Origin of the sequence: Flavobacterium sp. N2038 (assembly GCF_025947185.1) — a bacterium.
GTDB lineage: Bacteria > Bacteroidota > Bacteroidia > Flavobacteriales > Flavobacteriaceae > Flavobacterium.
In genome coordinates this window covers 117686-142904 of record NZ_CP110001.1, presented here as the reverse complement: position 1 = coordinate 142904, position 25219 = coordinate 117686, and the positions used below count along the sequence as shown (strand labels likewise).

The 25219-nt window shown below is 33.0% G+C and carries 25 protein-coding genes; 6 read left to right on the top strand and 19 right to left on the bottom strand.

All coding sequences use genetic code 11. The annotated features are described in order from the left end of the window. Positions 1 to 6: 6 nt before the first annotated feature. The gene (locus OLM51_RS00550) at positions 7 to 351 is read left to right on the top strand and encodes a heavy-metal-associated domain-containing protein (protein ID WP_264552487.1); all 345 of its coding nucleotides are present in this window, start codon (positions 7 to 9) and stop codon (positions 349 to 351) included. A 129-nt stretch (positions 352 to 480) separates the two neighbouring features. After that, a complete protein-coding gene (locus tag OLM51_RS00545; protein WP_264552486.1) occupies positions 481 to 1161 on the top strand; it encodes a DedA family protein in 681 nt (226 codons plus the stop codon). Positions 1162 to 1488: 327 nt separating this feature from the next. Here the strand turns inward: OLM51_RS00545 and rodA are convergent, their stop codons facing one another. From rodA to purH, 6 genes are all read right to left on the bottom strand, one after another. After that, on the bottom strand, positions 1489 to 2724 hold the full coding sequence (gene rodA, locus OLM51_RS00540; RefSeq protein WP_264552485.1) for a rod shape-determining protein RodA: 1236 nt from the start codon (positions 2722 to 2724) through the stop codon (positions 1489 to 1491). Between the two features lie 12 nt (positions 2725 to 2736). After that, positions 2737 to 4701 carry a penicillin-binding protein 2 gene (mrdA, locus tag OLM51_RS00535; protein ID WP_264552484.1) on the bottom strand — a complete coding sequence of 655 codons (1965 nt, stop codon included), beginning with the start codon at positions 4699 to 4701 and terminating at the stop codon, positions 2737 to 2739. Further along, positions 4698 to 5204: a rod shape-determining protein MreD gene (locus OLM51_RS00530; protein WP_264552483.1), complete on the bottom strand. Its 507-nt coding sequence runs from the start codon at positions 5202 to 5204 to the stop codon at positions 4698 to 4700. The genes mrdA and OLM51_RS00530 overlap by 4 nt, the downstream gene beginning before the upstream one ends. Continuing rightward, a complete protein-coding gene (gene mreC / locus OLM51_RS00525) occupies positions 5197 to 6021 on the bottom strand; it encodes a rod shape-determining protein MreC (RefSeq protein ID WP_264552482.1) in 825 nt (274 codons plus the stop codon). The genes OLM51_RS00530 and mreC overlap by 8 nt, the downstream gene beginning before the upstream one ends. A gap of 109 nt (positions 6022 to 6130) precedes the next feature. Then, positions 6131 to 7159, bottom strand: coding sequence for a rod shape-determining protein (locus OLM51_RS00520; protein ID WP_115888157.1), 1029 nt, complete (start codon positions 7157 to 7159; stop codon positions 6131 to 6133). A gap of 57 nt (positions 7160 to 7216) precedes the next feature. After that, positions 7217 to 8743, bottom strand: a complete 1527-nt coding sequence (gene purH / locus OLM51_RS00515) for a bifunctional phosphoribosylaminoimidazolecarboxamide formyltransferase/IMP cyclohydrolase (protein ID WP_264552481.1) — start codon at positions 8741 to 8743, stop codon at positions 7217 to 7219. 165 nt (positions 8744 to 8908) lie between these two features. Between purH and OLM51_RS00510 the strand changes: the two genes are divergently transcribed. After that, positions 8909 to 10156 (top strand): ABC transporter permease, encoded by a 1248-nt coding sequence (locus OLM51_RS00510; RefSeq protein ID WP_264552480.1) that lies wholly within the window; start codon positions 8909 to 8911, stop codon positions 10154 to 10156. 83 nt (positions 10157 to 10239) lie between these two features. Then, a complete protein-coding gene (locus tag OLM51_RS00505; RefSeq protein WP_264552479.1) occupies positions 10240 to 11127 on the top strand; it encodes a cupin-like domain-containing protein in 888 nt (295 codons plus the stop codon). Between the two features lie 128 nt (positions 11128 to 11255). Here OLM51_RS00505 and OLM51_RS00500 read toward each other — a convergent pair whose 3' ends face one another. The 5 genes from OLM51_RS00500 to OLM51_RS00480 all read right to left on the bottom strand — a co-directional run bounded on the left by OLM51_RS00500 (position 11256) and on the right by OLM51_RS00480 (position 17298). Beyond that, a complete protein-coding gene (locus OLM51_RS00500) occupies positions 11256 to 11870 on the bottom strand; it encodes a hypothetical protein (protein WP_264552478.1) in 615 nt (204 codons plus the stop codon). A gap of 87 nt (positions 11871 to 11957) precedes the next feature. Beyond that, positions 11958 to 12356 carry a helix-turn-helix domain-containing protein gene (locus tag OLM51_RS00495; protein ID WP_264552477.1) on the bottom strand — a complete coding sequence of 133 codons (399 nt, stop codon included), beginning with the start codon at positions 12354 to 12356 and terminating at the stop codon, positions 11958 to 11960. A 304-nt stretch (positions 12357 to 12660) separates the two neighbouring features. Further along, positions 12661 to 13515, bottom strand: a complete 855-nt coding sequence (gene accD / locus OLM51_RS00490) for an acetyl-CoA carboxylase, carboxyltransferase subunit beta (RefSeq protein ID WP_017498373.1) — start codon at positions 13513 to 13515, stop codon at positions 12661 to 12663. An 81-nt stretch (positions 13516 to 13596) separates the two neighbouring features. Further along, positions 13597 to 14664 (bottom strand): class II fructose-bisphosphate aldolase, encoded by a 1068-nt coding sequence (fbaA, locus tag OLM51_RS00485; protein WP_264552476.1) that lies wholly within the window; start codon positions 14662 to 14664, stop codon positions 13597 to 13599. A gap of 60 nt (positions 14665 to 14724) precedes the next feature. After that, positions 14725 to 17298, bottom strand: coding sequence for an outer membrane protein assembly factor (locus OLM51_RS00480; protein ID WP_264552475.1), 2574 nt, complete (start codon positions 17296 to 17298; stop codon positions 14725 to 14727). 37 nt (positions 17299 to 17335) lie between these two features. On the opposite strand from OLM51_RS00480, the gene OLM51_RS00475 reads away from it, so the two are divergent. Further along, entirely contained in the window at positions 17336 to 18064 is a 729-nt protein-coding gene (locus OLM51_RS00475) for a TrmH family RNA methyltransferase (protein WP_264552474.1), read from the top strand. 9 nt (positions 18065 to 18073) lie between these two features. Here the strand turns inward: OLM51_RS00475 and OLM51_RS00470 are convergent, their stop codons facing one another. The 4 genes from OLM51_RS00470 to OLM51_RS00455 all read right to left on the bottom strand — a co-directional run bounded on the left by OLM51_RS00470 (position 18074) and on the right by OLM51_RS00455 (position 20967). Then, entirely contained in the window at positions 18074 to 18796 is a 723-nt protein-coding gene (locus OLM51_RS00470; RefSeq protein WP_264552473.1) for a porin family protein, read from the bottom strand. A 1-nt stretch (position 18797) separates the two neighbouring features. Beyond that, positions 18798 to 19529 (bottom strand): bifunctional demethylmenaquinone methyltransferase/2-methoxy-6-polyprenyl-1,4-benzoquinol methylase UbiE, encoded by a 732-nt coding sequence (ubiE, locus tag OLM51_RS00465; RefSeq protein WP_264552472.1) that lies wholly within the window; start codon positions 19527 to 19529, stop codon positions 18798 to 18800. Between the two features lie 597 nt (positions 19530 to 20126). Further along, positions 20127 to 20609: a dihydrofolate reductase gene (locus OLM51_RS00460; protein ID WP_264552471.1), complete on the bottom strand. Its 483-nt coding sequence runs from the start codon at positions 20607 to 20609 to the stop codon at positions 20127 to 20129. Between the two features lie 19 nt (positions 20610 to 20628). Further along, entirely contained in the window at positions 20629 to 20967 is a 339-nt protein-coding gene (locus OLM51_RS00455) for a 2TM domain-containing protein (protein ID WP_264552470.1), read from the bottom strand. A 243-nt stretch (positions 20968 to 21210) separates the two neighbouring features. Between OLM51_RS00455 and OLM51_RS00450 the strand changes: the two genes are divergently transcribed. Then, the gene (locus OLM51_RS00450) at positions 21211 to 21507 is read left to right on the top strand and encodes an isoamylase early set domain-containing protein (RefSeq protein ID WP_264552469.1); all 297 of its coding nucleotides are present in this window, start codon (positions 21211 to 21213) and stop codon (positions 21505 to 21507) included. Positions 21508 to 21547: 40 nt separating this feature from the next. On the opposite strand, the gene OLM51_RS00445 is transcribed toward OLM51_RS00450, so the two are convergent. The 4 genes from OLM51_RS00445 to OLM51_RS00430 form a co-directional block, all read right to left on the bottom strand. After that, entirely contained in the window at positions 21548 to 22399 is an 852-nt protein-coding gene (locus OLM51_RS00445) for a thymidylate synthase (protein WP_264552468.1), read from the bottom strand. A 72-nt stretch (positions 22400 to 22471) separates the two neighbouring features. Then, a complete protein-coding gene (locus OLM51_RS00440) occupies positions 22472 to 23095 on the bottom strand; it encodes a bifunctional nuclease family protein (RefSeq protein WP_264552467.1) in 624 nt (207 codons plus the stop codon). Between the two features lie 162 nt (positions 23096 to 23257). Continuing rightward, positions 23258 to 24226 carry an electron transfer flavoprotein subunit alpha/FixB family protein gene (locus tag OLM51_RS00435; RefSeq protein WP_264552466.1) on the bottom strand — a complete coding sequence of 323 codons (969 nt, stop codon included), beginning with the start codon at positions 24224 to 24226 and terminating at the stop codon, positions 23258 to 23260. A 74-nt stretch (positions 24227 to 24300) separates the two neighbouring features. Next, positions 24301 to 25047 (bottom strand): electron transfer flavoprotein subunit beta/FixA family protein, encoded by a 747-nt coding sequence (locus tag OLM51_RS00430; protein ID WP_264552465.1) that lies wholly within the window; start codon positions 25045 to 25047, stop codon positions 24301 to 24303. Positions 25048 to 25219 lie beyond the last annotated feature (172 nt).

The following is a 25219-nucleotide window of genomic DNA, read 5'->3' as shown; positions in this document are numbered from 1 at the left end:
GACAAAATGAAAAACATAATTTTAATTGTATTGCTAGCGTTTTTTGGGATCACTACACAAGCTCAGGATAAAAAGAACAAGAATTTAAAATACACAACAGAGGTAAATGGTAATTGTGAACAATGCAAAAAACGTATTGAAAAAGCCGCGTTTGGAGTTCCGGGTGTGAAAACGGCAACCTGGGACATAAGTTCACACCAATTGAGTGTAATTTTAAATGAAGAAAAGTCTTCAACACAAGATTTAAACAAGGCCATTGCAAAAGCAGGTCATGATACCAAAGAGGTTAAAGCAACGGATGCTGATTACGATAATCTTCATTCTTGTTGTAAATACGAAAGACACGAATAGTTTTAAAAGCCCAAGTTTATACTTGGGCTTTTTTAATAGTTAATTTATCTTTAAAATAAAGCATTTAATTGTGGTTAAAGCAAATTATTGTTAATTTCACCCATTTATAAGTATAACCAAATTCTTTTTATGAATAATTTTGATTGGACCCAGTTAATAAACCCTGAATTTTATATAACTTTAAGTATCGGAGGTTTTGAAATTGGGTTGTTTATTGTTCTGTTTATAGTTTTTGCTGAAACAGGACTTTTTGCAGGCTTTTTTCTGCCGGGAGATAGTTTACTTTTTTTGGCGGGTATTTACAGTCGTGATTTAATCCAGAATGTGGTTTATATTCCAGGTGATTTTATTAATGTCTTTTTACTTTCACTGGCTGTAGCTATTATGGGAGTTTTTGGTAATATGACCGGTTATTGGTTTGGAGCAAAAAGTGGTTATTACTTATTTAAGAAAGAAGATACGTTCTGGTTTAAGAAAAAATACCTTTTACAATCAAAAGACTTCTTTGAAAAATATGGCGGAAAAGCAATCATATATGCGCGTTTTCTTCCAATCTTCAGAACTTTTGCACCAATCATTGCGGGTATAGTTTCGATGGATAAAAAGAAGTTTATGTTCTACAATGTATTAAGTTCTTTTTTATGGTCGTTTTTATTGATTTTTGCGGGACATTATCTTTACGGTGTGTTCTTGAAACAAGGAATAGACTTAAAAGAGCATATTGAATATATCATTATTATTATAGTTATTATTTCTACATTTCCTGTTCTTTTAAAGCTTTTAAAAAAGAGACCAAGTGAACATGTTTAGACATAAAGTTTGAGAAATAAAAAAGTCCGAAGTATTATACTTCGGACTTTTTTATTTTCTGTTATTTTAGATGATTTTATTCAAATAGAAATTGAATTATACCGCATTTAAATAGTCTGCGATTTCAACCATAGGGCAGAATATATAATTGTATGTTTATATAATTTGCATTCTATTTCATTCGTTTCCCATGGTTGAAGCCAAGGGCTATGTTTACAGAATGATTTTTATGTTTTTATCCAATGCAAAAGCGAAACTTCTATAATTGGAATTTGGATTAAGAAATAGTGAACAGGTAAAGTGATTTAAAATATGGAGTATTTAAACCTACCACTCATTAACCTTATTAGCATCCATTTTTAAGAAAATAAAGAGTAGAATAGTGAATCCCCATAATCCGGAACCTCCGTAGGAGAAAAAGGGCAGAGGAACCCCAATTGTAGGGAAAATTCCAATAACCATAGCAATATTTACAAAAAAGTGAATGAAAAGAATTCCGGCAACACAATAGCCATAAACTCTGCTAAATTTGGTTTTCTGTCTTTCTGCTAAATAAATAACTCTCAAAAATAAACCAACAAAAAGAGCAATTACGACTAATGATCCAACAAAGCCCCATTCTTCTCCAACCGTTGTAAAAATGTAATCTGTATGTTGTTCCGGTACAAAGCCTCCTTTAGTCTGAGTTCCTTGTAAAAAACCTTTTCCAAGCCAGCCTCCTGATCCAATCGCAATTTCAGATTGGTTGGTGTTGTATCCAATACCTTTCATGTCTACTGTTTTTCCAAGTAAAATATTGAATCGATCTCTATGGTGTTGCTTAAAAACGTGATCAAATACATAATCTACAGAAAAAACAAAAGCTGAGGCTAAGGCCAAAAGAATACCGCTCATTAGCAAATTTCTGTCTACAACCCGACCTTTAAAATGTATAACTGCCAATACTAGCGCAGCTAAAAGTATTACCACGTATGGTTCTAAAACCAGTGTAAGTACAAATAAAAGAATAGTAATAAAACCTGTAAGAACATACCATGATGGTAATCCTTCTCTATATAGTACAATAATAAAGATACTATAGATTAATGCACTTCCGGGATCCGGCTGTGGCAGAATAAGTATAACGGGTAGAAATACAATTGCCAGAGCCTGAATTTGCCTGTTTACCTCTTTTAGATTGATTTGTGAATCACTTAAATATTTTGCCAGAGCTAGTGAAGTAGCTGCTTTTGCAAACTCTGAAGGTTGTAAAGTAAAACTTCCAATGGCATACCAGCATCTTTGCCCGGCAATCGTTTTTCCAAAAAGGAAAAGGCCGGCAAGAGAGAGTAATGATACACCAAAAATTATACTGGCATACTTTTCATAAAATTTTCCATCAACAAAAAGTACAACAAATATCAAAGGAATAGTACAACCAATAAAAATTAATTGTTTTTGATATGTTCCTTCTGTTGATAATAATGATGAAGAATAGATATTTAACCACCCCAATATTACTAACGTGATGTAGATAAAAACACTTATCCAGTCAATGTTATTTTTTACACTTTGATTTTTCATTTGAAATAATCTTTAGTTCTTTTTAGTGGTGTCTATTGATGTTTTTTTAATTTCACTTTTTGGAGCTGCTGGTTTAGGTACAACAATTTTTGCTTTTAAAACAGAGTCTTTTGGTGTCGATTCAATTGCGCTGGCTGCGTTCATTCCGCCTAGTTTTGCATATTCGCTTGCTAAACTTTTATTAAGAACGCGAATTTCCAGATCGTTTCTTGTGATTTTCTTTCTTAAATATTTTTCAATCATCAAACTGGCAATAGGACCCGCAACTGTTGCGCCAAAACCTCCGTTTTCAATCATAACCGCGATGGCAATTTTTGGATTATCTTTTGGTGCAAAAGCCACAAATATAGAGTGATCTTTAAGCTTTTCTCTTTTACCGTTTATTTTGGCATAATTCTCAGCTGTACCCGTTTTTCCGCAAATATCAATACCTTCAACTCTAAGAGCATAAGCAGTACCTTTGTTATAAACGTCAAATAAACCACTTATAACTGGCGGGAAATATTTTTTGTCAATTGTAGTTTCGTGTCTTGTTGTAAATTTAGGATCTATCTTTTTTCCTTCAATTTTTTTAATGATATGAGGAGTGTAGTAGTAACCCTGATTTGCAACTGTCGCCATCATATTGGCAAGTTGAATAGGTGTCATTAAAACTTCTCCCTGACCAATAGCGTTTGATACAATTGTTGTACTTCTCCAGCCTCCGTTAGGATAGATTTTCTTGTATGTTTTAGAAGTTGGTATATTTCCTCTTTTACCAGTTGGTAAATCATAACCCATAAACTGGCCTAACCCAAAACTTTTAACGTGATCGCTCCAAACATCTACTGCTTTACCTGGATTAGGATATTTGTTTATAGTTAACATGTAAGCCTGAGCAAAATAGGTATTACAAGAATTGTAAATTCCGTTATGTAATTGATGTGGGCCAAAGCCGTGGCATTTCATAAAACGACCTCGGCCATAACTAAATCCATGATGACACATAAAAGTAGTTTGCTCATTGATAACACCTTCCTGAAGTGCAACAAGTCCAGTTAAAATTTTAAATGGAGATCCTGGCGGATATTGTGCTAAAAGGCCTCTGTCAAATAAAGGGTTTGCAATAGAGTCGTGATATAAAAGAGTATAATTCTTAGATCTTTGTCTTCCAACTAAAATTCCAGGATCGTAAGATGGAGCAGTAACAAGTGCTAAAATTTCACCGCTTTTAGGTTCAATAGCAACAATTCCACCTCTTTTGTTGATCATTAATTCTTCACCATATTTCTGAAGTTCAGCATCAATAGTTATATTAATATCTTCCCCTGCTACGGCAATAGTGTCGTATTTTCCATTTTTATAGGAGCCTATTTCTCTATTGTATTTGTCTTTCTGAATGTATTTTACACCTTTTATTCCGCGTAAGACTTCCTCGTAACTTTGTTCAACACCTTGTTTTCCAATTAAATCTCCACTGTTATAGTAAGGATTTTTAGCAATTAGTCCTTCCGAAACTTGCGTGATGAACCCAAAAATATTAGCACCATAATCTACCTCGTAATCACGAAGTGAGCGTTTTTGGAAATAGAAACCTTCAAATTTTCTGATTTTTTCCTGAAAAGCTGCAAATTCGCTTTTGTTTAATTGTGCTAAAAATACCGAAGGAAGTCTCGGGCTGTAAACCTTTGCTTTGGCAATTCTTTTCTCGTAATCTTCTTTAGTGATATTTAATAAAGTACAAAATTCATCTACATTTAGGTCTTCTTTAATATCTCGTGGGATAACCATGATGTCATAAGAAGCCTGGTTGGCAACTAAAAGTTTGCCATTTCTGTCATAAATGTATCCTCTTTCAGGGTAATCATACTGCTTCTTAATTGCATTATTTTCAGATTTTAATTTAAAAGAATCATCAATAATTTGCAAATAAAACACCCTGATCACCAGCAAAGATCCTGCAATGATAATTAAAGCGGGTAGCAATATTTTTCTCATCGTTTATTAGGCTTAATAAGGTAAATTATTATTATTGATATGATTATTGTAAATATCGAACTGAACAACGTTCGAAGTAAAATGTCCCAGATGAATTTAAACTGAAACGCTTCGAGTATAAATAGTACTATATGATGTAGTAAAACAGAAACCAAAATAAATGAAAAACGTTCGGGCGTTAAAGATTCATTTAATTTTATGGTTTGGTATTCATAACTTAAACCAAATGAAAATTTAAATATATAGGGTCTGTAATAGGCAAGAATTACACAGGCTGTTGCATGAATTCCACCTGAATTACAAAACATATCCATCATTATTCCAAGTAAAAAGCTTGAAATGATCAAGCCAGATCTGTTACTGTTTACAGGATATAAAATTATATACAGAATATATGGAAAAGGACTTATGTATCCTAAAAAATTCATATTGTTGAAAATAACAATCTGAATTGCCAGCAACATAATAAATCGAAAAACATTGACTAACAACGCGCTATTCATCTTTTTCCTTTTTTTCTAAATTAATAAGTTCTTCTCTGTCTTTACTTTTTATAATGTAAACATGTCCAAGATTTGTCATGTCATTAAATAGTTTAACATTTATGACGTAAAAACTCGTTTTATCTTTAATGTAAATTTTGTCTACAGTACCAATGTTGATTCCTTCAGGAAAAATTACAGATTGACCACCAGTTACGATTGTGTCACCCTTTTTAATTGAAGCCAATCTCGGAACATCCTCCAGTTGAACATAACCAGTACTTTTTCCGTTCCAGGTCAAAGAACCAAAATGATTTGATTTTTTGATTTTGGCATTAATCTGTGATTTCATATTTAAAATACTTACCACAGTTGAGTATCTTGGTGATGTGTTATCTATTACTCCAATAATTCCAAGACTATTAATTACCCCCATATCTTGTTTTACGCCATCATTGGCTCCAGAATTTAGAGTAATATAGTTTTCGTGAGTATTATAAGAGTTGTGAATTACTTTTGAAACAATAATATCAGCAGGTTTTACACCTTTTATACTATCTGCCAAAGGTATTTTTGTGGTATCTTCTTTATTGAATAAAAGACTTTTTAATCTTGCATTTTCAAGTACAAGTTCGTCATTTTCGGTTCTTAAATTCAAATATTCATTTAAATGATTAATTTTTTCATAAACACCACCGCTCAGAAAATTAGCAGAACTGATTACTTTGCTTCTATGGAAAGAATGCGATTGGATTGTTAGCGCCAACGATATACCTAAAAGCAGCAAAAACAGCAATCGATTACTGTTTCTTATAATGAAATTAAAAATTTGCTGCATTTCTTGTTTGGTTATTTTGTTTCAGGATATGCTTATGATTTCAGATTTTATTAGAGTTAAATGATTGAATTTAACTCTAATAAAATATATAGATTTATTATTTTGAATCTTATTTAATTAAGATGCTTTTAAATTTTGCAATGTTTTTAAGTGCCATTCCTGTACCGCGAACAACTGCTCTTAATGGATCTTCTGCAATATAAACCGGTAAGTCAGTCTTTTGAGAAATACGTTTGTCAAGACCTCTTAACATCGATCCACCACCGGCTAAATAAATACCAGTATTATAAATATCGGCAGCTAATTCTGGAGGAGTCTGAGATAAAGTTTCCATTACTGCATCTTCAATACGCTGAATAGATTTGTCTAAAGCTTTTGCAATTTCACGATAAGAAACATCAACTTGTTTTGGTTTTCCGGTAAGTAAATCTCTACCCTGTACAGACATTTCTTCTGGTGGACCATCTAAGTCTTCAATAGCTGCACCAATTTGAATTTTGATTTTCTCAGCAGTACTTTCTCCAACAAAAAGGTTATGTTGTGTACGCATGTAATAAACGATATCATTTGTAAAAACGTCACCTGCAATTTTTACAGATTTATCACATACAATACCACCTAATGCAATAACAGCGATTTCGGTTGTACCACCTCCAATATCAACAATCATGTTTCCTTTTGGTTGCATGATGTCGATTCCAATACCGATTGCTGCGGCCATTGGTTCATGAATCAGGTAAACTTCTTTTCCGTTTACTCTTTCACAAGATTCTTTTACTGCACGCATTTCAACCTCAGTAATTCCAGAAGGAATACAAACTACCATTCTCAATGCTGGAGTAAACATTCTCTTTTTTAATGCCGGAATACTTTTAATGAACATATTGATCATTTTTTCCGAAGCATCAAAATCGGCAATTACACCATCTTTCAAAGGCCTTATGGTCTTGATATTTTCATGCGTTTTACCTTGCATCATGTTGGCTTCTTTACCAACAGCGATGATTTTGCCTGATACTCTGTCGCGTGCTACGATAGAGGGGCTGTCAATAACAACTTTATCATTATGAATGATTAAAGTGTTTGCGGTACCAAGGTCTATTGCAATATCCTCAGTCATGAAATCAAAAAATCCCATAAGTTTTTTTTGGGGTTTAAAATGTTATAAATTATTTATCGAACAAAGTTAAACAAATTAATGTTTAAAATGACGAGTTCCTGTAAATACCATTGCAAGATTGTTTTCATTGCAATAATTTATACTTAATTCGTCTTTTATTGAACCTCCTGGCTGAATTACTGCTGTAATTCCCGCTTTTTTAGCTAATTCTACACAATCCGGAAATGGAAAAAATGCATCACTCGCCATCGAAGCGCCTGTTAAATCAAATCCAAAAGCTTTGGCTTTGTCAACAGCCTGCATTAAAGCATCGACTCTTGATGTCTGACCTGTTCCTGATGAAATTAATGTTCCGTTTTTTGCAAATACAATTGTGTTTGATTTTGTATTCTTGCAAATTTTTGAAGCAAAGATCAAATCTTCGATCTCCTGAGCAGTAGGTTCTGTAATTGTAACGGTTTTTAGATGCTCTTTATTATCCGTAATATTATTTCTGTCCTGAATTAACAAACCATTAAGACAAGTTCTTACCTGACGAGCTGGTAATTCAACTTCATTTTGAACTAAAATAATTCTGTTTTTCTTTTCTTGTAATACTACAATTGCCTCATCATCATAAGCTGGAGCAATAACAACTTCGCAGAATAATTTGTTGATTTCCTGTGCAGTTGCCAAATCAATTTTGGTATTTGCAATCAAAACTCCGCCAAAAGCTGAAGTCGGATCGCAGGCCAAAGCTGCCAAATACGCTTCGCTAATTGTTTTTCTGGAAGCTAAACCACATGCATTATTATGTTTTAAAATAGCAAATGTTGGTCCGTCTGTTTTAAATTCAGCAATTAAATTAACTGCAGCATCAACATCCAATAAGTTGTTGTAAGATAACTCTTTTCCGTGAACTTTTTTGAACATTGCATCAAAATCTCCAAAAAAGAATCCTTTTTGATGTGGATTTTCACCATATCTTAAAACTTGACCATCTGCAATGCTTTCTTTGTAGATCGTTTCGTCGGTATTAAAATAATTGAAAATAGCTCCGTCATAGTGAGAAGAAACATGAAATGCTTTTGTAGCCAGCAATCTTCTGTTTTCAAGAGTTGTAGATCCGTTTTGTTCTGTAATCAAATCCAAAAGCAAGCTATATTCGTTAACCGAAGCTACAATTACAGTGTCTTTGAAGTTTTTTGCACCAGCACGGATTAATGAAATTCCGCCGATATCAATTTTTTCTATAATATCTTGCTCGCTTGCACCAGAAGCTACAGTTTTTTCAAAAGGGTATAAGTCAACAATTACCAAATCAATTTGAGGAATGTCAAATTCTTTCATTTGCTGAACATCACTTTCATTATCCTGACGATTTAAAATTCCGCCAAAAATCTTTGGGTGTAAAGTTTTTACTCTTCCTCCAAGAATTTCAGGAAAAGAAGTAATGTCTTCAACAGGAACTACAGGGATTCCAAGGTTTTTAATGAAGTCTTCAGTTCCTCCGGTTGAGTAAAGTGTTACGTTTTGTTCGTGTAATTTTCTAACAATTGGCTCTAATCCGTCTTTAGAAAAAACAGATATTAATGCTGATTGTATTTTTTTAGTTGTGCTCATCGTGTAGTTATGATTTTTGAGACTGCAAAAGTAGTTTTTTTAAATATTATTTTAAAGAAATTAATGTAACATTATAGTAAAAAAATCTACTGATGAGTAAGTTAACTTTTATTAGGTTTTTGTTTTTAAATTATTGAATTTTACTTGATTGAAAAATACTACTATATGCTTCTTTATCTAAGATTATTAAAAGAAAGTCTCAGCTTTGCCATAAACGCTTTACGAAATAATAAATTACGAACTTTATTATCGCTGCTGGGTGTTACAATTGGTATTTTTTCAATCATTGCTGTATTGGCTGCGGTAGATTCTTTAGACAGGAAAATATCTAAAGATTTGAGCAGTTTAGATAAAAATACGATTTATTTAATGAAATATTGCTTTGGACCATCCGAAATTCCACAATGGAAGAGAGAGCAGTTTCCAAATGTAAAGTATGATGAATACATTGGCTTGAAAAACTCGCTTAATAATACAGAGCAGGTTGCTTATCAGCTGTTTGTTAATCATGAAAGTTTAAAATACGATTCGAAAACCGTTAGCGACGTGAATATTATTCCTTCATCGAGTGAAATGGTCGATATTGACGGATTGAGTTTTGATAAAGGAAGATTTTACAATGAATCTGAATCTAATTCCGGCACTGCGGTAATTGTTTTGGGTTACGATATTGCCGAAGGTCTTTTTGGAACCAGTGATCCAATTGGTAAAAGTATTCGTTTATACGGGCAGCGTTTTACGGTGATTGGTGTAATGGAAAAACAAGGAGCCGGATTTTTTGGCGATAGCAATGATACTTCTGTTTATTTACCGGCCAATTTCCTGAGACGTATGTATGGTGACAGCGATTCGATGACGCCGGTTATTGTTTTAAAACCGGTAAAAGGGATAGATATGGATGCGTACAAAGCTGAAATAGCGCAAAAATTACGTGCAATTCGAGGAATGAAAGCAGGGGAAATGGATAACTTTTTTGTTAATGTTCTTTCCGGATTTACTGATTTTATTGATGGAATTCTAGGTCAGATGAATGTTGTAGGCTGGATTATAAGTGGGTTTTCTCTTTTGGTTGGAGGTTTTGGAATCGCCAATATTATGTTCGTTTCAGTAAAAGAAAGAACCAATTTAATAGGAATACAAAAATCACTGGGAGCAAAAAACAGATTTATTCTTTTTCAATTTTTATTTGAAGCAATAATTCTTTCAGTTATTGGTGGGATTATAGGGTTGCTAATGGTTTGGGGAATTGCACTTATTTTAACTAAAGCACTTGATTTTGAATTTGTTTTAAGTTTTGGAAATATAATGCTAGGTACAACACTGGCAGCGCTTATTGGGTTAATTTCGGGAATTCTGCCTGCAATTTCAGCTGCAAATTTAGATCCTGTTGAGGCTATTAGAACAGGGATGTAATATGTTGTTTTTGTGTTATTTAATTGTAAATTTTGAAATAATTAGATATTTTTGATATGCAGACAATTTAAATCAATATATAAATGAGCTTTATTCTAAAACCTGTTGATACTGTTGAGTCTATTTCTAGAGAAGATTTTAAAAAAAACTATTTAGATAAGAGGAAGCCCTTAATTATTAAGGGGCTTACAAAAGATTGGCCTGCAAGAGAAAAGTGGTCTACAGATTATTTTAAGCACATTGCGGGAGATATTGAAGTTAAATTGGTCGATAACTCAAAAGCAGATCCAACAAAAGTAATTAATGCTTCTATTGCCAGTATGAAGTTTGGCGAATATCTTGATTTAATAAAAAGAGAGCCAACACAACTGCGTATTTTTTTCTTCAATCTTTTCAAACACAGGCCCGAGTTAATTGATGACGTAAAAGTTCCTAAGGAACTAATGGGAGGTTTTATAGAAAGTATGCCAGCCATGTTTTTTGGAGGTTCAAAAGCAATTACTTTTCTGCATTATGATATCGATTTACCTCATCTTTTTCATACTCATTTTGGTGGTAGAAAACATATTATATTGTTTGATAACAAATGGAAAAAACGACTCTATTGTCTTCCTAATACTACCTACGCTTTAGAAGATTATGATGTTGCGAATCCCGATTTTGAAAAATTTCCCGCTCTAAAAGGTGTCGAAGGTTATGAAGTTTTTCTGGAACACGGAGATACATTATTCATGCCAACAGGTATGTGGCACTGGATGCGTTATATAGATGGTTCTTTCTCTCTAACACTTCGCGCTTGGGATAGTTCTATTGGCCGCAAAATGGCGAGCGTTTGGAGTTTATTTAGACATGGCGCAGTAGATAGTGCAATTAAAGTAGTCTTTAGAGAACGTTATGCTGTCTGGCGCGAGAAACTGGCTTTTAAAATTGCTGAAAAAGAATTGAAAAAAGATTTGAAAAAAGCGGGGTAATTTGCGGATTTTACTCGACGGAGCAGTATTGAAAATTCCGTAGGAATGAAATATTTGATAGCAACGGAATTTATTCCGTTGAAAAATGAAATCCCGCATTCAGAAGTTCCGTAGGAACGATCTATATTTTAATGATTTAATTTGGGTTTTATGAAAGGAAATGTAATTCTATTTTTATCCCAATTAATATCTTCTGAGTTATAAAATTCATTGTTTTTCTTGTATTTCAAGACAGTATCTTCTTCTTGTGTTGTTCTCCTTATATTGTAATAATCTCCGTATTTTTCTTGTGACTTTAATGCCTTTTCTAAAACAAAAAAAGATTCTGATTGTAAAGTATCAGTTTTAGAACATATGTAAGTGATGTTTTTGAATTTTTGTTTATAATTTGCTTTTATAAAATCGGATATATTGTTAGTGGGTATTTCGATCAAATCTTTTGGTTGTAAACCAATAAAGTTTGGAATTGTATCACTTTTTTTCCAATTTCCGCAAATATGATTAATTTCGTCTCTTTGAAAATAGTATATTTTCGAATCAGTATCTATTATAAACGAATTTGTTCCATAATATAGCCAGCCAGGAATAGGAGGGGGAAGGGGAATACTATCTTTGCCATTAATTATTTTTTTATTATTTTGAGAGATAATATAAGGCTTGTTTTTGATGCTTGTATTATTTTCTTTTTTACTACAATTCAAAAAGAGAAAACAAATCATAAAACCAATAAAAATTCTTGCCATAAAAAATCAGATTTAAAATAAGGATATAAAAAAATCTCAAGAGAAATTCCTTGAGATTTTATATTGAATGCGTATGTTTTAGAAAGATTATTTCTCTTTTAATAATTTTTCTAAGTACTCAACTTTTTCTTTTTCTGCCTGAAGCATACGTTCATAAAGTTCAAGCACTTTGTCTAATGGATTGAATGTGCAATAATTCGCATGAAACATTCCATTTGCTCCATTACAGCTGTTGTCATAAAAATTATTAAAATAATTTATCATATTTTCTTCAGTAAAGTTTTTAATTGCTTCAACACTTACTCCAAGCGCTTTTGCTACTTCTGCAAGTTTAGCATCGTCTATGGTTTCGCTATTTTCTATTGCAGATATGGTTTGCTGAGATGTTCCTAAAGCTTGAGCGAGAGCTTCTTGCTTCATATCTTTAAGTTCGCGAATACGGCTTATTTGTCGTCCTATGTGTCTTGGTTTTGCTGCTGTGCTCATAATTCAAAGATATTTATATTACTTTAGAAAAAATAGATTTCTGTAAAAAACAGGTTTGTATTGGTATGATACAATAAAGCGATTATCATTTATGCAAAAACAAAAATACAATTTTTCAGACAAGTATGTGTTGCTTAAATCGTATTGTATTTTTTTTAAGTGAAACGGTGTAGTTTTTGTCTACCTACAAGGTTTTCAAAACCTTGCAGGAAACCTTAAATGTTCTTATAAAACTTATATGGTTTAAAACAAAAAATCCCAAGAAGCAATTTCTTGGGATTTTCTATTTTGTATAGTTTTGAAACTATCTAATATCATTATTCTGAATCAAATCGATATATAAGTTGATCTTATCTTTCAATTCTTTTCTAGGCGTGATAAAGTCTAAGAAACCGTGCTCTAATAAGAACTCAGCAGTTTGGAAACCTTCTGGTAAGTCTTTTCCTGTAGTGTCACGAACAACACGAGGACCAGCAAAACCAATCAAAGCGCCCGGCTCAGAGATGTTGATGTCTCCTAACATTGCGTAAGATGCAGTTGTTCCACCCGTTGTTGGATCTGTACAAAGAGAGATATAAGGTAATTTAGCTTCGGCTAGCTGAGCTAGTTTTACAGAAGTTTTTGCTAATTGCATTAAAGAATAAGCAGCTTCCATCATACGAGCTCCACCAGATTTAGAAATCATTACAAAAGGAAGTTTGTTTTTGATCGCATGATCAATTCCTCTTGCGATTTTTTCCCCTACAACTGCTCCCATAGATCCACCGATAAAGGCAAAATCCATACAGCAAATTACAAGCTCTTTTCCTTTAGATTTTCCTACTCCCGTACGTACAGCGTCTTTAAGATGAGTTTTTTCCATTACATCTTTCAATCTTTCCGCATATTTTTTTGTATCCACAAAGTGCAGAGGATCTTTTGATGTCATGTTTTTATCTAACTCAACAAATTCGTTGTTGTCGAATAAAATTTCAAAATAGGTTGCGCTTCCAATTCGAACGTGAAAATCATCTTCAGGGCTTACGAATAAGTTTCTCGCTAATTCGTCTGCATCAATAATTTTTCCAGTAGGAGATTTGTACCACAATCCTTTCGGAACGTCCATCTTATCTTCTGTCGCGGTCGTAATCCCTTTTTCTTGTCTTTTAAACCAAGCCATATTGAATGTTTTTTTTGTTTTAGGTTTCAGGTTTCAAGTTGCGAAACCTGAAACTTGAAACTTTAAACCTGAAACTTTTTATTATAGTGTATTCACATTATTTAAATCTGCAAAAGCTTGTTCAAGTCTTGCATTGAATGTTACTTCGCTCTCACGAACCCATTTTCTTGGGTCATAATATTTTTTGTTAGGAACATCAGCACCTTCTGGGTTACCAATTTGAGTTTTTAAATACTCAATGTTGTTTACCATATAGTCACGAATTCCTTCAGTATATGCAAATTGTAAATCTGTATCAATGTTCATTTTGATAACTCCGTATCCAATAGCTTCTCTAATTTCTTCAAGTGTAGAACCTGAACCTCCGTGGAAAACGAAATCTACCGGGTTGTGTCCAGTGTTGAATTTGTTTTGTACGAAATCCTGAGAATTTTTTAAGATTTTTGGAGTTAATTTTACGTTTCCTGGTTTGTAAACACCGTGAACGTTTCCAAAAGCAGCAGCAATTGTAAATTTAGGGCTTACTTTAGATAATTCTTCGTAAGCATAAGCTACTTCTTCTGGTTGAGTATATAATTTTGAGCTGTCAACATCAGAGTTGTCAACACCATCTTCTTCACCACCTGTAATACCAAGTTCAATTTCTAATGTCATACCCATTTTGCTCATTCTAGCCAGGTATTCTTTACAGATTTCAATATTTTCTTCGATTGGCTCTTCAGACAAATCGATCATATGAGAACTGAATAATGGTTTTCCTGTTTCTGCAAAATGTTTTTCAGAAGCATCTAATAAACCATCAATCCAAGGTAAAAGTTTTTTTGCACAGTGGTCAGTGTGTAAAATTACAGTTGCACCATAAGCTTCTGCTAAAGTGTGAATATGTTTTGCTCCGGCGATTCCTCCAGCGATTGCTGATTTTTCACCTGCGTTAGATAATCCTTTTCCGGCATTAAATTGAGCTCCTCCGTTTGAGAACTGAATGATAACTGGTGCATTTAGTTTAGCAGCAGTTTCAAGAACTCCATTGATTGTACTAGATCCAGTAACGTTTACTGCAGGTAAAGCAAATCCTTTTTCTTTCGCATAATTAAAAATCTCCTGAACCTGATCTCCTGTAGCTACTCCTGGTTTAATATTGTGTGCCATTGTAATTTTTTTTATAGTTGTTTTTAGTTTTTAGGTTGCAAAAATAAGAATTAATTAGCATTAGAAAGGATAATTTATTCCAAAATTTAAAACCGAGTGACCAAAATTGTATTCCTTGAACCAGCGATCTCCCTTCTCATGCGCCGGATTATAGGTCTTGAAGCCTAAATCTAATCGAACAACAAAGAAGCTTAAATCGTAGCGTAAACCAAATCCTGAACCTAAAGCAATTTCAGCTAAATCGTTTACGTTGTTAAATCTTGCCTTCTCATCGATGACATTATCGAGCACATTCCAGATATTTCCGGCATCTGCAAAGAGGGCTCCTTTAACATCTCCCAGAATTTTAAATCGAAATTCGGCACTAAGTGCAATCTTCATATTGGCCTCATTAAAATCATCCATTGCATCGGTACTTCCCGGACCCAAAGAGTAAGGTTGCCATGCACGGTTGTCATTTGAACCTCCCGAATAATAACTTCGCGAAAATGGGATATAATCTGAGTTTCCAAATGGAATCGCGATTCCAAAAAAGCTTCGAACTGCCAATACTTTTTCTTTTCCAAAATCCCAGTGTTTGATATAATCAAACTCTGTTTTAATATATTCTGAATATTCCAGATTGAATATTTCGTAGTTGCCTTTGTCGTTTTTTTGCAGTTTAGCAATATTTGAAACGGCTGATAATAAAGTTCCTGCTGATTCTATTTTGGTTTTGAACTGATAGAAATTGTTATCTGCAAGATCTTTTTTAGTAGTCTTGGTAAAAGTATAACTTGTCGCTAATATAAAGTCATTTTCGGTCAAACGTACTCTTCTTTCTTCAATGCTTTCTACATCTTTGTACAGAGGATCTCCAGGTCTTAAAGTTGTTTTATTGTTAAAAACATCATTTGTAAAACCTGTTGTTCCATCAGGAATAGTTAGGTTTTTATGGATTTGTTCTTCAGGTGTATCTCCCCAGTTGAGAGGATTTTCGTTATAGTCTCTACCAATGCCATTCAATTCGTCATAAGAAGAAGTGTAAACGTTGAAATAATTATCAGGATTTAAATTACGTACATATTGTGCATTAAGTAATTCTAATTTTGCTGTATTATGACGTTTTGGAGACCAGTTGTATGCAATTCCTCCCGTAAAGTTTTCTTTATCTAAACCAATATTTCTTTGTTTAGAAAAACCGCTTGAAATGGATGTTGACGGGATCATTCTTTTCGGAATAATCTTTTCTGTTCCAAAAGGCAAAAGAATCCTTGGGAAATTCAGTTTTAAATCTACTCCGTATTCAGAGACATTAAAGAAATTATTATTCGGATTTGCCATGTCCTGCGAAGAACCAATATTCATACGGGTCGAAATTTCTAAAGTTTCGGCACGATTAAAAACATTTCGAATCGTTTCAGAAAGACTGGCTCCAATACCAAAATCCTGAATATTAGAGTGTGTAAGATCTAAGGTTGCGCCAAAACTGTATTTTTTTCTTGGTGTTAAATAAACCTTTGCAATTAACGATTGTGCTGTTGAGTCTCTTTTGTCAACTTCATATTGAATAGAAGGGTAATTGAATATTTTTAAATTATTTAAATATCGGGAAGTAAGGGTTGTTCTTGTGTCTGAAAATGTACTTCCTTTTGTAATAAAAATAGCGTCAGTAATAGCACGTGGTTTGTACTTTAATTTTTTGTAACTGTATAAATTAAAGTTGTTGTAGGTCGTACTATCTGTAATTTTTGTCTTGGCATTGGCTGCAGAATAATCGGTATAAATGTTTACATCACTAATTTTATACAATTTAAAAGGTTCGGTACGGCTTGAATCTTTCTCCTGTATACTATTATTGCTAATGATAAGGTTTACATCGGCTTTGTCTTTTTTACCAATAGTATCAATATCAAAAGTTACATATGTAGGTTGAAAATAATAAGCACCACTATTTCTGAAATAAGTTGTAATTCGGTTTTTTTCTTCTTCAAAATCAGTGGTTTTATATTGATTTCCAGATTTTAAAACAGAAGGTTCTCTGCTTACTTTGTATAATGAATCCAGAGCCGGAGTTAAAATCGTAGTTCTGATAGAATCTAGTTTGTAAGCCGGACCTGTGGTAATGTTATAGTTTATTTTGGCTTTTTTAAGTCCAATACTATCAATATCGTAATCTGTTTTTACCTTAAAGTAGCCATTATTTAAATAATAGTATTTTAAACGCAGTAAGGTTTTCTTGGTTTTTGCAGTGTCAATAACTACTGGTGGTTCTCCGGTGTTTTTTAAGAATTCGTGAATACCTTTATATAAAAAAGATTGTCCAAGACGATCTACTTGTTTTGCAGATAATACTTTTGACCATTGTTCATATCTGCCCGGATGATTGTCAAATCTTGCTTTGTAGGTAGAATCAGGATGTAAATTGGCTAAATTGTATAAATTTAAACGTAATTTGAAGCCTAATAACTTTCCATTTGGTTTTTGGTACATTTGGTTAGCTGCAGTTTCGTCGTTTGACGACTTTCCATTAACCAGAATATTATTTTTTACAAGAAGATTTTTTCCATCGGGAACTCTTTTTATGGCATTACAAGCAGAAATAAATATTGCTATTAGGATAAATGCTATTATTTTTGTGGAATTCTTTTTCAAGTGATTTTAAATATTTAATTCAAAAGTACATTATTTTATGGTTAGTAAAAACCAAATAAAACTTATCTCAGGTTTACATCAAAAAAAGCAACGTTTTGCAAATCAATTATTCTTTGCTGAAGGAGTAAAAGTAATTCAAGAATTGTTGCAATCCAATTTTGAATTAGAGCATTTATACACCACACAAAATGATTTTGAAACTGTTCAGTCTTCAAAACGAACACTTATTAATGACCAGGAACTTAAAAAAATAAGTGCTTTGTCGACTCCAAATTCCTGCTTGGCAGTCTTCAAAATTCCTGCCGAAAACAAAATAATCGATTCCGGCTTAATTGTTGCCTTAGATGATATACGTGATCCCGGAAATTTAGGAACAATTTTGCGTCTTTGTGACTGGTTTGGAATTAAACAAATTATTTGCTCTAAAGAAACAGTAGATATTTATAACCCAAAAGTGGTTCAGGCTACAATGGGGTCTATTGCCAGAGTAAATGTAAATTATGTTGATCTGAAAACCTTTATCAGTCAAGCGAAACTACCTGTCTTTGGAACTTTTATGGACGGAGATAACATTTATCAGACAGATTTGCCACAAGATGGTATCATTATTATGGGTAATGAAGCAAATGGTATTTCTGCAGAAATTGAAAAAATGGTAACCAGCCGACTTACAATTCCAAGATTTGGGGAACTTCAAAAAACCGAAAGTTTAAATGTAGCCACCGCAACAGCAATTATTCTTAGTGAGTTTAAACGAAATAGTTAAGCAATTGTTTTAATGAAAAGTGAAATTTATTAAAATAGCTCTGGATTTCATGGAGTCTATATTATCTGTGTATGGACTTACAGGATGTTCAGCAGTCACATTGTCGCGAATTAACTCATCGGTAATGCCAAACATACCTCTTACAGAAGGCGAGAAAATAAAATATTCGGTAAAAATATCTATTCCAAAACCAAGTTCATAAGCAGCTGTCCATGGTTTAACTCTGAATTTTTGCTGCCAGTTATCATCCTGAGATTTTGAGTTACTTGATAAGTTTAAAGTAGTAGACATTCCGCCCACTAAATAAGGACGAATATTTCCCGTACGTAAAGCTGAAAATTTCAGTAATAAAGGAAAATGGATGTATGTACTGTTTACTTCTCTTAAATAATCTTTCTCTAAATTGCCAACTCCAGGAAAATATAAATCACGTTTTGTATAGTATAAACCCGGTTCAAAACGTAAATTGATATATTCCTGCAATCTTAGATCGGCAACAACACCAACATTAAAGCCGGTAGTTTTTTTTACCTGAATATCTTCCTGAACAGGATTTTTGTAATCGAATTTAAAGTCAAAACTATTAAAGCCTAAGTAATAACCAAAGTACAGGCGTTGTTTTTGCCAGTTCTCTAAATTAATAATGGGATCTTTGCTAAACATGCTTTTAGCAAATTGCGAATATCCTTTTGTCGATAAGACTAATAAAATTACGATTACTGTTTTTCTCATACTATTTTTTAGAAGCAGAATAAATGGTTGCAACTCCAAAGGTTTGAGGCATAGCCACAACATCTATAAACCCAATTTTTCTCAAAATATTGTTCAACGCTTCACCATAAGGAAAAGCTGCTGCTGATTCTGATAAATATCCGTAAGCTGAGTTGTCTTTTGAAAATAGTTTTCCGATAATTGGAAGGATGTTTTTACTGTAAAAGTTGTAACCTTGTTTATAAGGAGTTTTATCAGGAACCGAAGTTTCCAGGATAACAAAAACACCATTTGGTTTTAAAACTCTCAATATTTCGGCAAAACCTTTTTCTAAGTTTTCAAAATTTCGAACTCCAAATCCCACAGTTATCGCATCAAAATAATTGTCTTCAAAAGGAATGTTTTCGGAATCGCCTAAAACTAAATCAATAATATTGGATAACTTTTTTTCTTCAACTTTCTTTTTTCCAACTTCAAGCATTCCGGCAGAAATATCTAAACCGATAATTTTTTCAGCTTTAGTCTGCGCCATTAAAATAGCAAGATCACCAGTTCCAGTTGCAATGTCAAGAATAATTTTTGGTTTAGTATCAGATACTATTTTTAATACTTTTTTGCGCCATTTGACATCGATACCAAATGATATAACACGGTTTAAATTATCGTAGTTCCCGGAGATGTTGTCAAACATTTGGGCAACCTGCTCTTTTTTACCTAAAGAAGAGTCTTTATATGGAGTTATTTTTTCAGACATTTTTTTTATTTACGCAAATATAATACAATCTGACTTAACTGTAATTGGCTTTTTTAAATTGTAAACTAAATGTTTAAAAAGAAGAGATTTAAGCCGGGTTTGTCTTTTGATTTTTAGTGCTTATCAGGCCTAGCTAAATGTTGGTATTTGTAAAAAATCACTAAAAGTGGGTATTGTGGGATGCTGAATTTATGCCCACATTTGCTAAAGATAAAATGATGAAAATTTTAATGATTGATTAAACAGAAAGAACTTAAATCAAATGAATGCTTTTTTTTGCGCTGGTAATTCATTTGTTCTTGTAAGTAGTTTTGGAAGTGTTGTTACTTAAATTACAATACTATTTTTTTAAAGTGCAAAAGTACGTTCTTAGGATTAAATTTGTTTTTGGAAATTTTAATTTTCTTGCCTTTAATATCTTAGTGGTATTTGTTATTAAAGGCCCTTTTTGAGATTAATTCTCAATTTTAAATGTTATTCAGTTTTCAAATGTTTTTAACATTTGTGATTTTTTTTATCAAAATTATTTCCTGAGTAAGTTCAATCAAAAAAATCAATCTTTTTTAAAAAACATCCTTCAAAAGAGGATGTTTTTTTTTATTTTCTAATGTAGGTTTCGTAAGTGTAATCATAAAGATGTTTTTCATCTTTGAAATTTTCTTCAGATTCTACCAGAAGCCATTCGTTATCATTAATTTTTGGGAAAAAAGTATCAGCATCAAACGTGTGATGCACTTTAGTTATTTCTATAATGTCGCTGTAAGGTAATCCAAGAGTATAGATTTCACCTCCTCCAATAATATATGAATCTTCATCTTCCGGGCACATAGCGATCGCCTTTTCAATACTGTCAACTACAATACATCCTTCAGGATTATAATCGTTTTGGCGCGTTATCACAATGTGAACTCTGTTTGGGAGCGGTTTTGGGAAACTTTCAAAAGTTTTTCTTCCCATTATGATGTGGTGATTCGTTGTAAGTGATTTGAATCTCTTAAAATCATTTGGCAAGTGCCAAACTAATTCATTGTTTTTTCCAAGGGCATTATTTTCGGCAACAGCCGCTATCATTATAATCATGGCATTCTAAAACTAAATTTTATTTTTCAGTATCCTCATTTACTCTTGATTCTAATTGACTAATTCTTTTTTGCTGTAAAGCAACAAGTCTGTCAATTTGCTCTCTTTCCCATTTTTTATTCATGAATCGGTCTGTAATATATACTTTTATAAAGTGTAGAATAAACAGAAAAAGCCATATCGTAATTCCCCAGATACACCAGTTTTGGTTTGTATTGGCTCCAAAGCCAAAAAATCTGTTGGCAACAAATAAAAACAGACTGCCTATTAGAAAAAGTACAAAATGAAAATATAAGATTTTCTTTTGTCTGAGTCTTCTTCTTGCATATTCATATTGCTCGTGTACTTCTTTTTCCATAAGATAATAAATGAATGAGGTTATAAAGTTAGAATTTATTTTGAAATCACGGTATTCTGTCAATAGAATATTTGGATTAACGGTAGTTAAGAATCTGAATTTCAGAATTTTTAACAGATTAATTTATGGGTACTGTAAAAAATATATTGTGTTTTTGCTATAGTCACAAATCGAACATTGGTCTATTGAAAGTTCAGGGGCTTTTATGTAATTTAGATGTATAAATCTAAAAACTAAATAGTTATGTCTTTAAAGAAGCAATTTATCAAAACAAAGCCAGTATGTAAAGTTACATTTTCTGTAGAAGCCAAAGACGCAAATTCAGCAGCTGTGGTAGGGGATTTTAATAATTGGAATGCAGAAGAAGGGGCGCTGAGTAAATTAAAAAACGGAACTTTTAAAGCAACTTACGACTTAGTAAAAGATGCAATTTACGAGTTTAAGTATGTAATTGATGGGATCTATATCAACGATCCGGAAGCAGATTCTTATAAATGGAATGATTTTGCCGGAAGCGAAAATGGCGTATTAGTTGTATAAAAAGAATCCGCTCAAATAGCGGATTCTTTTTGAATTTTATTTATACAGCAACACTTCCTTTTATGCCAGGGTGTGGTTCGTAATCTACAAGTGTGAAGTCATTAAAATCAAAATCAAAGATGTTTTTAATCTCTGGATTTAAAATCATTTTTGGTAGTGGTTTTGGCTCTCTTGAAAGTTGCAATTCTAATTGATCAAAATGATTATTGTAGATATGTGCGTCTCCAAAGGTGTGAATAAAATCACCAGCTTCAAGATCACATACCTGGGCAATCATCATAGTCAATAACGCGTAAGAAGCAATATTAAAGGGAACTCCCAAAAATATATCAGCACTTCTTTGATATAACTGACAGGAAAGTTTGCCTTTTGTCTCCCCTTTTTCAAGATCGGGACTCGAAACATAAAACTGAAAAAAAGCATGACAAGGAGGCAAAGCGGCCTTGTTGTTTGCTACATTTTCTTCAAATGATTTTTTTGTGTCTGGTAAAACCGAAGGATTCCAGGCAGAAACCAGCATCCTGCGGCTGTTTGGATTCGTTTTTAATTCTGTAATTAATTCAGAAATCTGATCGATTTCTTCACTGTTCCAGTTTCTCCATTGATGTCCGTAAACAGGTCCTAAATCACCATTAGAATCAGCCCAGTCATCCCAGATTTTAACTCCGTTTTCCTGAAGGTATTTGATATTTGTATCGCCTTTTAAAAACCAAAGCAATTCGTAAATGATAGATTTTAAATGAAGTTTTTTAGTTGTAACCATTGGGAAACCCTCACTTAAATCAAAACGCATCTGGTAACCAAAAACGCTTTTAGTTCCGGTTCCGGTTCTGTCTCCTTTTTGATTGCCGTTTTCTAAAACGTGTTTTACTAAATCTAAGTATTGCTTCATGATTGTTTATTCGGTTAATTGTTTAATCGTTTAATCGACTTAACGAATAAACGGTTTAACGATTAAACATATTTATCTTCGAGAGATTTCGTCTCTAATTTTTGCTGCTTTTTCATAGTCTTCCTGAGAAACTGCCTGATCTAAAAGTTCGTTAAGTTCTTGTAGGCTATGTTTTGCATATACATCTCCAGATTGGTTGCTTTCTTCTTCGTGTCCAAAAGTTTCAGGATTAGAAAGTACATCATCTATTTCCTGAGAACCCTGATCTGCATCTGCTGTATTCGATTTTAAATAAATACCAGCTTTATCTAAAATGTTTTTATAAGTAAAAATTGGAGCATTGAAACGCAACGCTAAAGCAATTGCATCAGAAGTTCGGGCATCAATAATTTCTTCAATTTTGTCTCTCTCGCAAATCAGACTAGAGTAGAAGACACCGTCAACAAGTTTATGGATAATCACTTGTTTTACCACAATATCAAATCTTTCTGCAAAGTTTTTGAATAAATCGTGTGTTAATGGGCGAGGTGGTTTAATTTCTTTTTCTAAGGCAATGGCAATAGATTGAGCTTCAAAAGCGCCAATTACAATTGGCAGCTTTCTTTCGCCATCAACTTCATTCAAAATTAAGGCATAAGCGCCATTTTGAGTTTGACTGTATGAAATTCCTTTTATAGATAATTTTACTAGACTCATATATATGGGTAAAAAAGGGCATTTAATGCCTCATTTTAATACTTTTTTTGATTGGAAAATAATGGTGCAATTTTAATCAAAAAATATGGAACAAAAAAGCTACCTAAAACAAAGATACGATTATCTTGTTTTTAGGCAGCTATATTATAGAGAATTCTTAGATTAAGAATGTTGCGCTTTGAATGCTTTTAATTTCTCTGTTAATTGAGGTACAATTTCGAATGCATCACCAACAATACCGTAGTCTGCAACTTTAAAGAAAGGAGCTTCCGGATCGTTATTGATAACCACTTTTACTTTAGATGAGTTGATTCCGGCAATATGCTGAATCGCTCCTGAAATACCTATTGCAATATATAAGTTTGTTGCAACCGGCTTTCCTGTTTGTCCAACGTGCTCACTGTGAGGTCTCCATCCTAAATCAGAAACTGGTTTAGAACAAGCCGTTGCAGCGCCTAAAACAGCAGCAAGATTTTCAACTAATCCCCAGTTTTCAGGGCCTTTTAATCCACGTCCGCCAGAAACTACGATATCTGCATCTGCAATAGAAACTTTTCCGGTTACTTTTTCAACAGATTCTACTTTTACACCAAAGTCATTATCACCAATTGTAGGGTTAAAATCTTCTTCAGTCGCAGATCCTGCACTTTCAAAAATTCCGTAAGAGTTTTTAGCAAGTCCAAGAACTTTTACATCTGTACTGATTTCTGTAATATTGAACGCTTTGTTTGAGAAAGCATTTCTTTTTACCTGAAAAGGAGAAGTGCTTAAAGGTAATCCCACAACATTTGATGCAAAACCAGCTTCTAAAGCTACTGCAACCAATGATGAAAGGTAAATACTATCTGTTGTAGAAGAAAGTAAAACCAATTTTGTTCCTTCTTTTTGAGCAGCTTGTTTAATTACATCAGCATAAGCTTTTGCAGTAAAACCAGCTAGTTTATCGTTGTTTACTTTTAGTACTTTATCAACTCCGTATTTTGCCAATTCGCTAACGTCGCTAATGTTTACAGTTAAAGCTGTAACTGTAGTTCCTAAAGTTTCTGCTACTTTTTTAGCGTAAGAAGCTAATTCGAAAGCAACTTTTTTAAATTTTCCTTCTGCAGATTCTGCATATATTAATATAGACATAATGTTTTTGTTTAAAAGTTTAAAGTTTCAGGTTTCAGGTTTGTGAGCTGAAAACTGCGACTGAAAACTGATTACTAGATTACTTTTGCTTCGTTGTGTAATAAATTGATTAACTCATCTAAATTATCTGCAGAAACTAATTTCACTGCTGATTTTGGAGCTGGTTTTTCAAATTTTACTGCTTTTGTATTTACTGGAGCGTCAACTGGCTCAAGAATAGTTAAGGCTTTTGTTCTGGCAGTCATAATCCCTCTCATGTTTGGGATGCGTAAATCTTTTTCTTCTACAAGACCTTTTTGACCACCAATAATCAAAGGAAGAGTAGTGCTTACAGTTTCTTTTCCACCATCAATTTCACGAACCGCTTTTACGTTGTTTCCATCAACAGTTAAACTTGTACAAGAGTTTAAAAAGTTAGAACCTAAAATTCCTGCAATCATTCCAGGAACCATTCCACCATTATAATCTAAAGATTCTTTTCCTGCAATTACAAGATCGTAACCTCCATTTTTAATTACTTCGGCAAGTTGTTTTGCAACAAAAAATCCATCAGTTGGATTAGCGTTTACACGAATAGCTTCGTTTGCTCCAATTGCCAGTGCTTTACGCAAAGTTGGTTCAGTATCCGGTCCTCCAACATTAACAACAGTTACCGTTGCACCTTGTTGTTCCTGAAACCAGATTGCACGTGTTAAACCAAACTCGTCATTAGGATTAATTACATATTGTACACCATTGGTATCAAATTCTGAATCACCATTGGAGAAGTTGATTTTTGAAGTAGTATCAGGCACATGGCTGATGCAAACTAATATTTTCATAAGTATATATTTTATAATTTATAATATGCTTTGACAAATTTAGAAATTAAAATCGAAATAATATACTATGCGTGCATAATATTTTTTTAAAACTATTACGTTTTCGAAGATTGTGAAATTTACAGGGTGATTTATCTTGGTAAAAAAGCAAAAATGCATTCATTTTATCTGA

What these genes read in the sequence shown, in the direction of transcription:
- accD (WP_017498373.1), bottom strand. Translation starts at nt 13,515, where the DNA reads ATGGCTTGGTTTAAAAGACAAGAAAAAGGGATTACGACCGCGACAGAA.
- OLM51_RS00470 (WP_264552473.1), bottom strand. Translation starts at nt 18,796, where the DNA reads ATGAGAAAAACAGTAATCGTAATTTTATTAGTCTTATCGACAAAAGGA.
- OLM51_RS00505 (WP_264552479.1), top strand. Translation starts at nt 10,240, where the DNA reads ATGAGCTTTATTCTAAAACCTGTTGATACTGTTGAGTCTATTTCTAGA.
- OLM51_RS00520 (WP_115888157.1), bottom strand. Translation starts at nt 7,159, where the DNA reads ATGGGATTTTTTGATTTCATGACTGAGGATATTGCAATAGACCTTGGT.
- OLM51_RS00550 (WP_264552487.1), top strand. Translation starts at nt 7, where the DNA reads ATGAAAAACATAATTTTAATTGTATTGCTAGCGTTTTTTGGGATCACT.
- OLM51_RS00430 (WP_264552465.1), bottom strand. Translation starts at nt 25,047, where the DNA reads ATGAAAATATTAGTTTGCATCAGCCATGTGCCTGATACTACTTCAAAA.
- mrdA (WP_264552484.1), bottom strand. Translation starts at nt 4,701, where the DNA reads ATGAGAAAAATATTGCTACCCGCTTTAATTATCATTGCAGGATCTTTG.
- OLM51_RS00435 (WP_264552466.1), bottom strand. Translation starts at nt 24,226, where the DNA reads ATGTCTATATTAATATATGCAGAATCTGCAGAAGGAAAATTTAAAAAA.
- rodA (WP_264552485.1), bottom strand. Translation starts at nt 2,724, where the DNA reads ATGAAAAATCAAAGTGTAAAAAATAACATTGACTGGATAAGTGTTTTT.
- OLM51_RS00530 (WP_264552483.1), bottom strand. Translation starts at nt 5,204, where the DNA reads ATGAATAGCGCGTTGTTAGTCAATGTTTTTCGATTTATTATGTTGCTG.
- OLM51_RS00445 (WP_264552468.1), bottom strand. Translation starts at nt 22,399, where the DNA reads ATGAAGCAATACTTAGATTTAGTAAAACACGTTTTAGAAAACGGCAAT.
- fbaA (WP_264552476.1), bottom strand. Translation starts at nt 14,664, where the DNA reads ATGGCACACAATATTAAACCAGGAGTAGCTACAGGAGATCAGGTTCAG.
- OLM51_RS00450 (WP_264552469.1), top strand. Translation starts at nt 21,211, where the DNA reads ATGTCTTTAAAGAAGCAATTTATCAAAACAAAGCCAGTATGTAAAGTT.
- purH (WP_264552481.1), bottom strand. Translation starts at nt 8,743, where the DNA reads ATGAGCACAACTAAAAAAATACAATCAGCATTAATATCTGTTTTTTCT.
- OLM51_RS00460 (WP_264552471.1), bottom strand. Translation starts at nt 20,609, where the DNA reads ATGATTATAATGATAGCGGCTGTTGCCGAAAATAATGCCCTTGGAAAA.
- OLM51_RS00495 (WP_264552477.1), bottom strand. Translation starts at nt 12,356, where the DNA reads ATGAGCACAGCAGCAAAACCAAGACACATAGGACGACAAATAAGCCGT.
- OLM51_RS00440 (WP_264552467.1), bottom strand. Translation starts at nt 23,095, where the DNA reads ATGAGTCTAGTAAAATTATCTATAAAAGGAATTTCATACAGTCAAACT.
- mreC (WP_264552482.1), bottom strand. Translation starts at nt 6,021, where the DNA reads ATGCAGCAAATTTTTAATTTCATTATAAGAAACAGTAATCGATTGCTG.
- OLM51_RS00510 (WP_264552480.1), top strand. Translation starts at nt 8,909, where the DNA reads ATGCTTCTTTATCTAAGATTATTAAAAGAAAGTCTCAGCTTTGCCATA.
- OLM51_RS00500 (WP_264552478.1), bottom strand. Translation starts at nt 11,870, where the DNA reads ATGGCAAGAATTTTTATTGGTTTTATGATTTGTTTTCTCTTTTTGAAT.
- ubiE (WP_264552472.1), bottom strand. Translation starts at nt 19,529, where the DNA reads ATGTCTGAAAAAATAACTCCATATAAAGACTCTTCTTTAGGTAAAAAA.
- OLM51_RS00455 (WP_264552470.1), bottom strand. Translation starts at nt 20,967, where the DNA reads ATGGAAAAAGAAGTACACGAGCAATATGAATATGCAAGAAGAAGACTC.
- OLM51_RS00475 (WP_264552474.1), top strand. Translation starts at nt 17,336, where the DNA reads ATGGTTAGTAAAAACCAAATAAAACTTATCTCAGGTTTACATCAAAAA.
- OLM51_RS00545 (WP_264552486.1), top strand. Translation starts at nt 481, where the DNA reads ATGAATAATTTTGATTGGACCCAGTTAATAAACCCTGAATTTTATATA.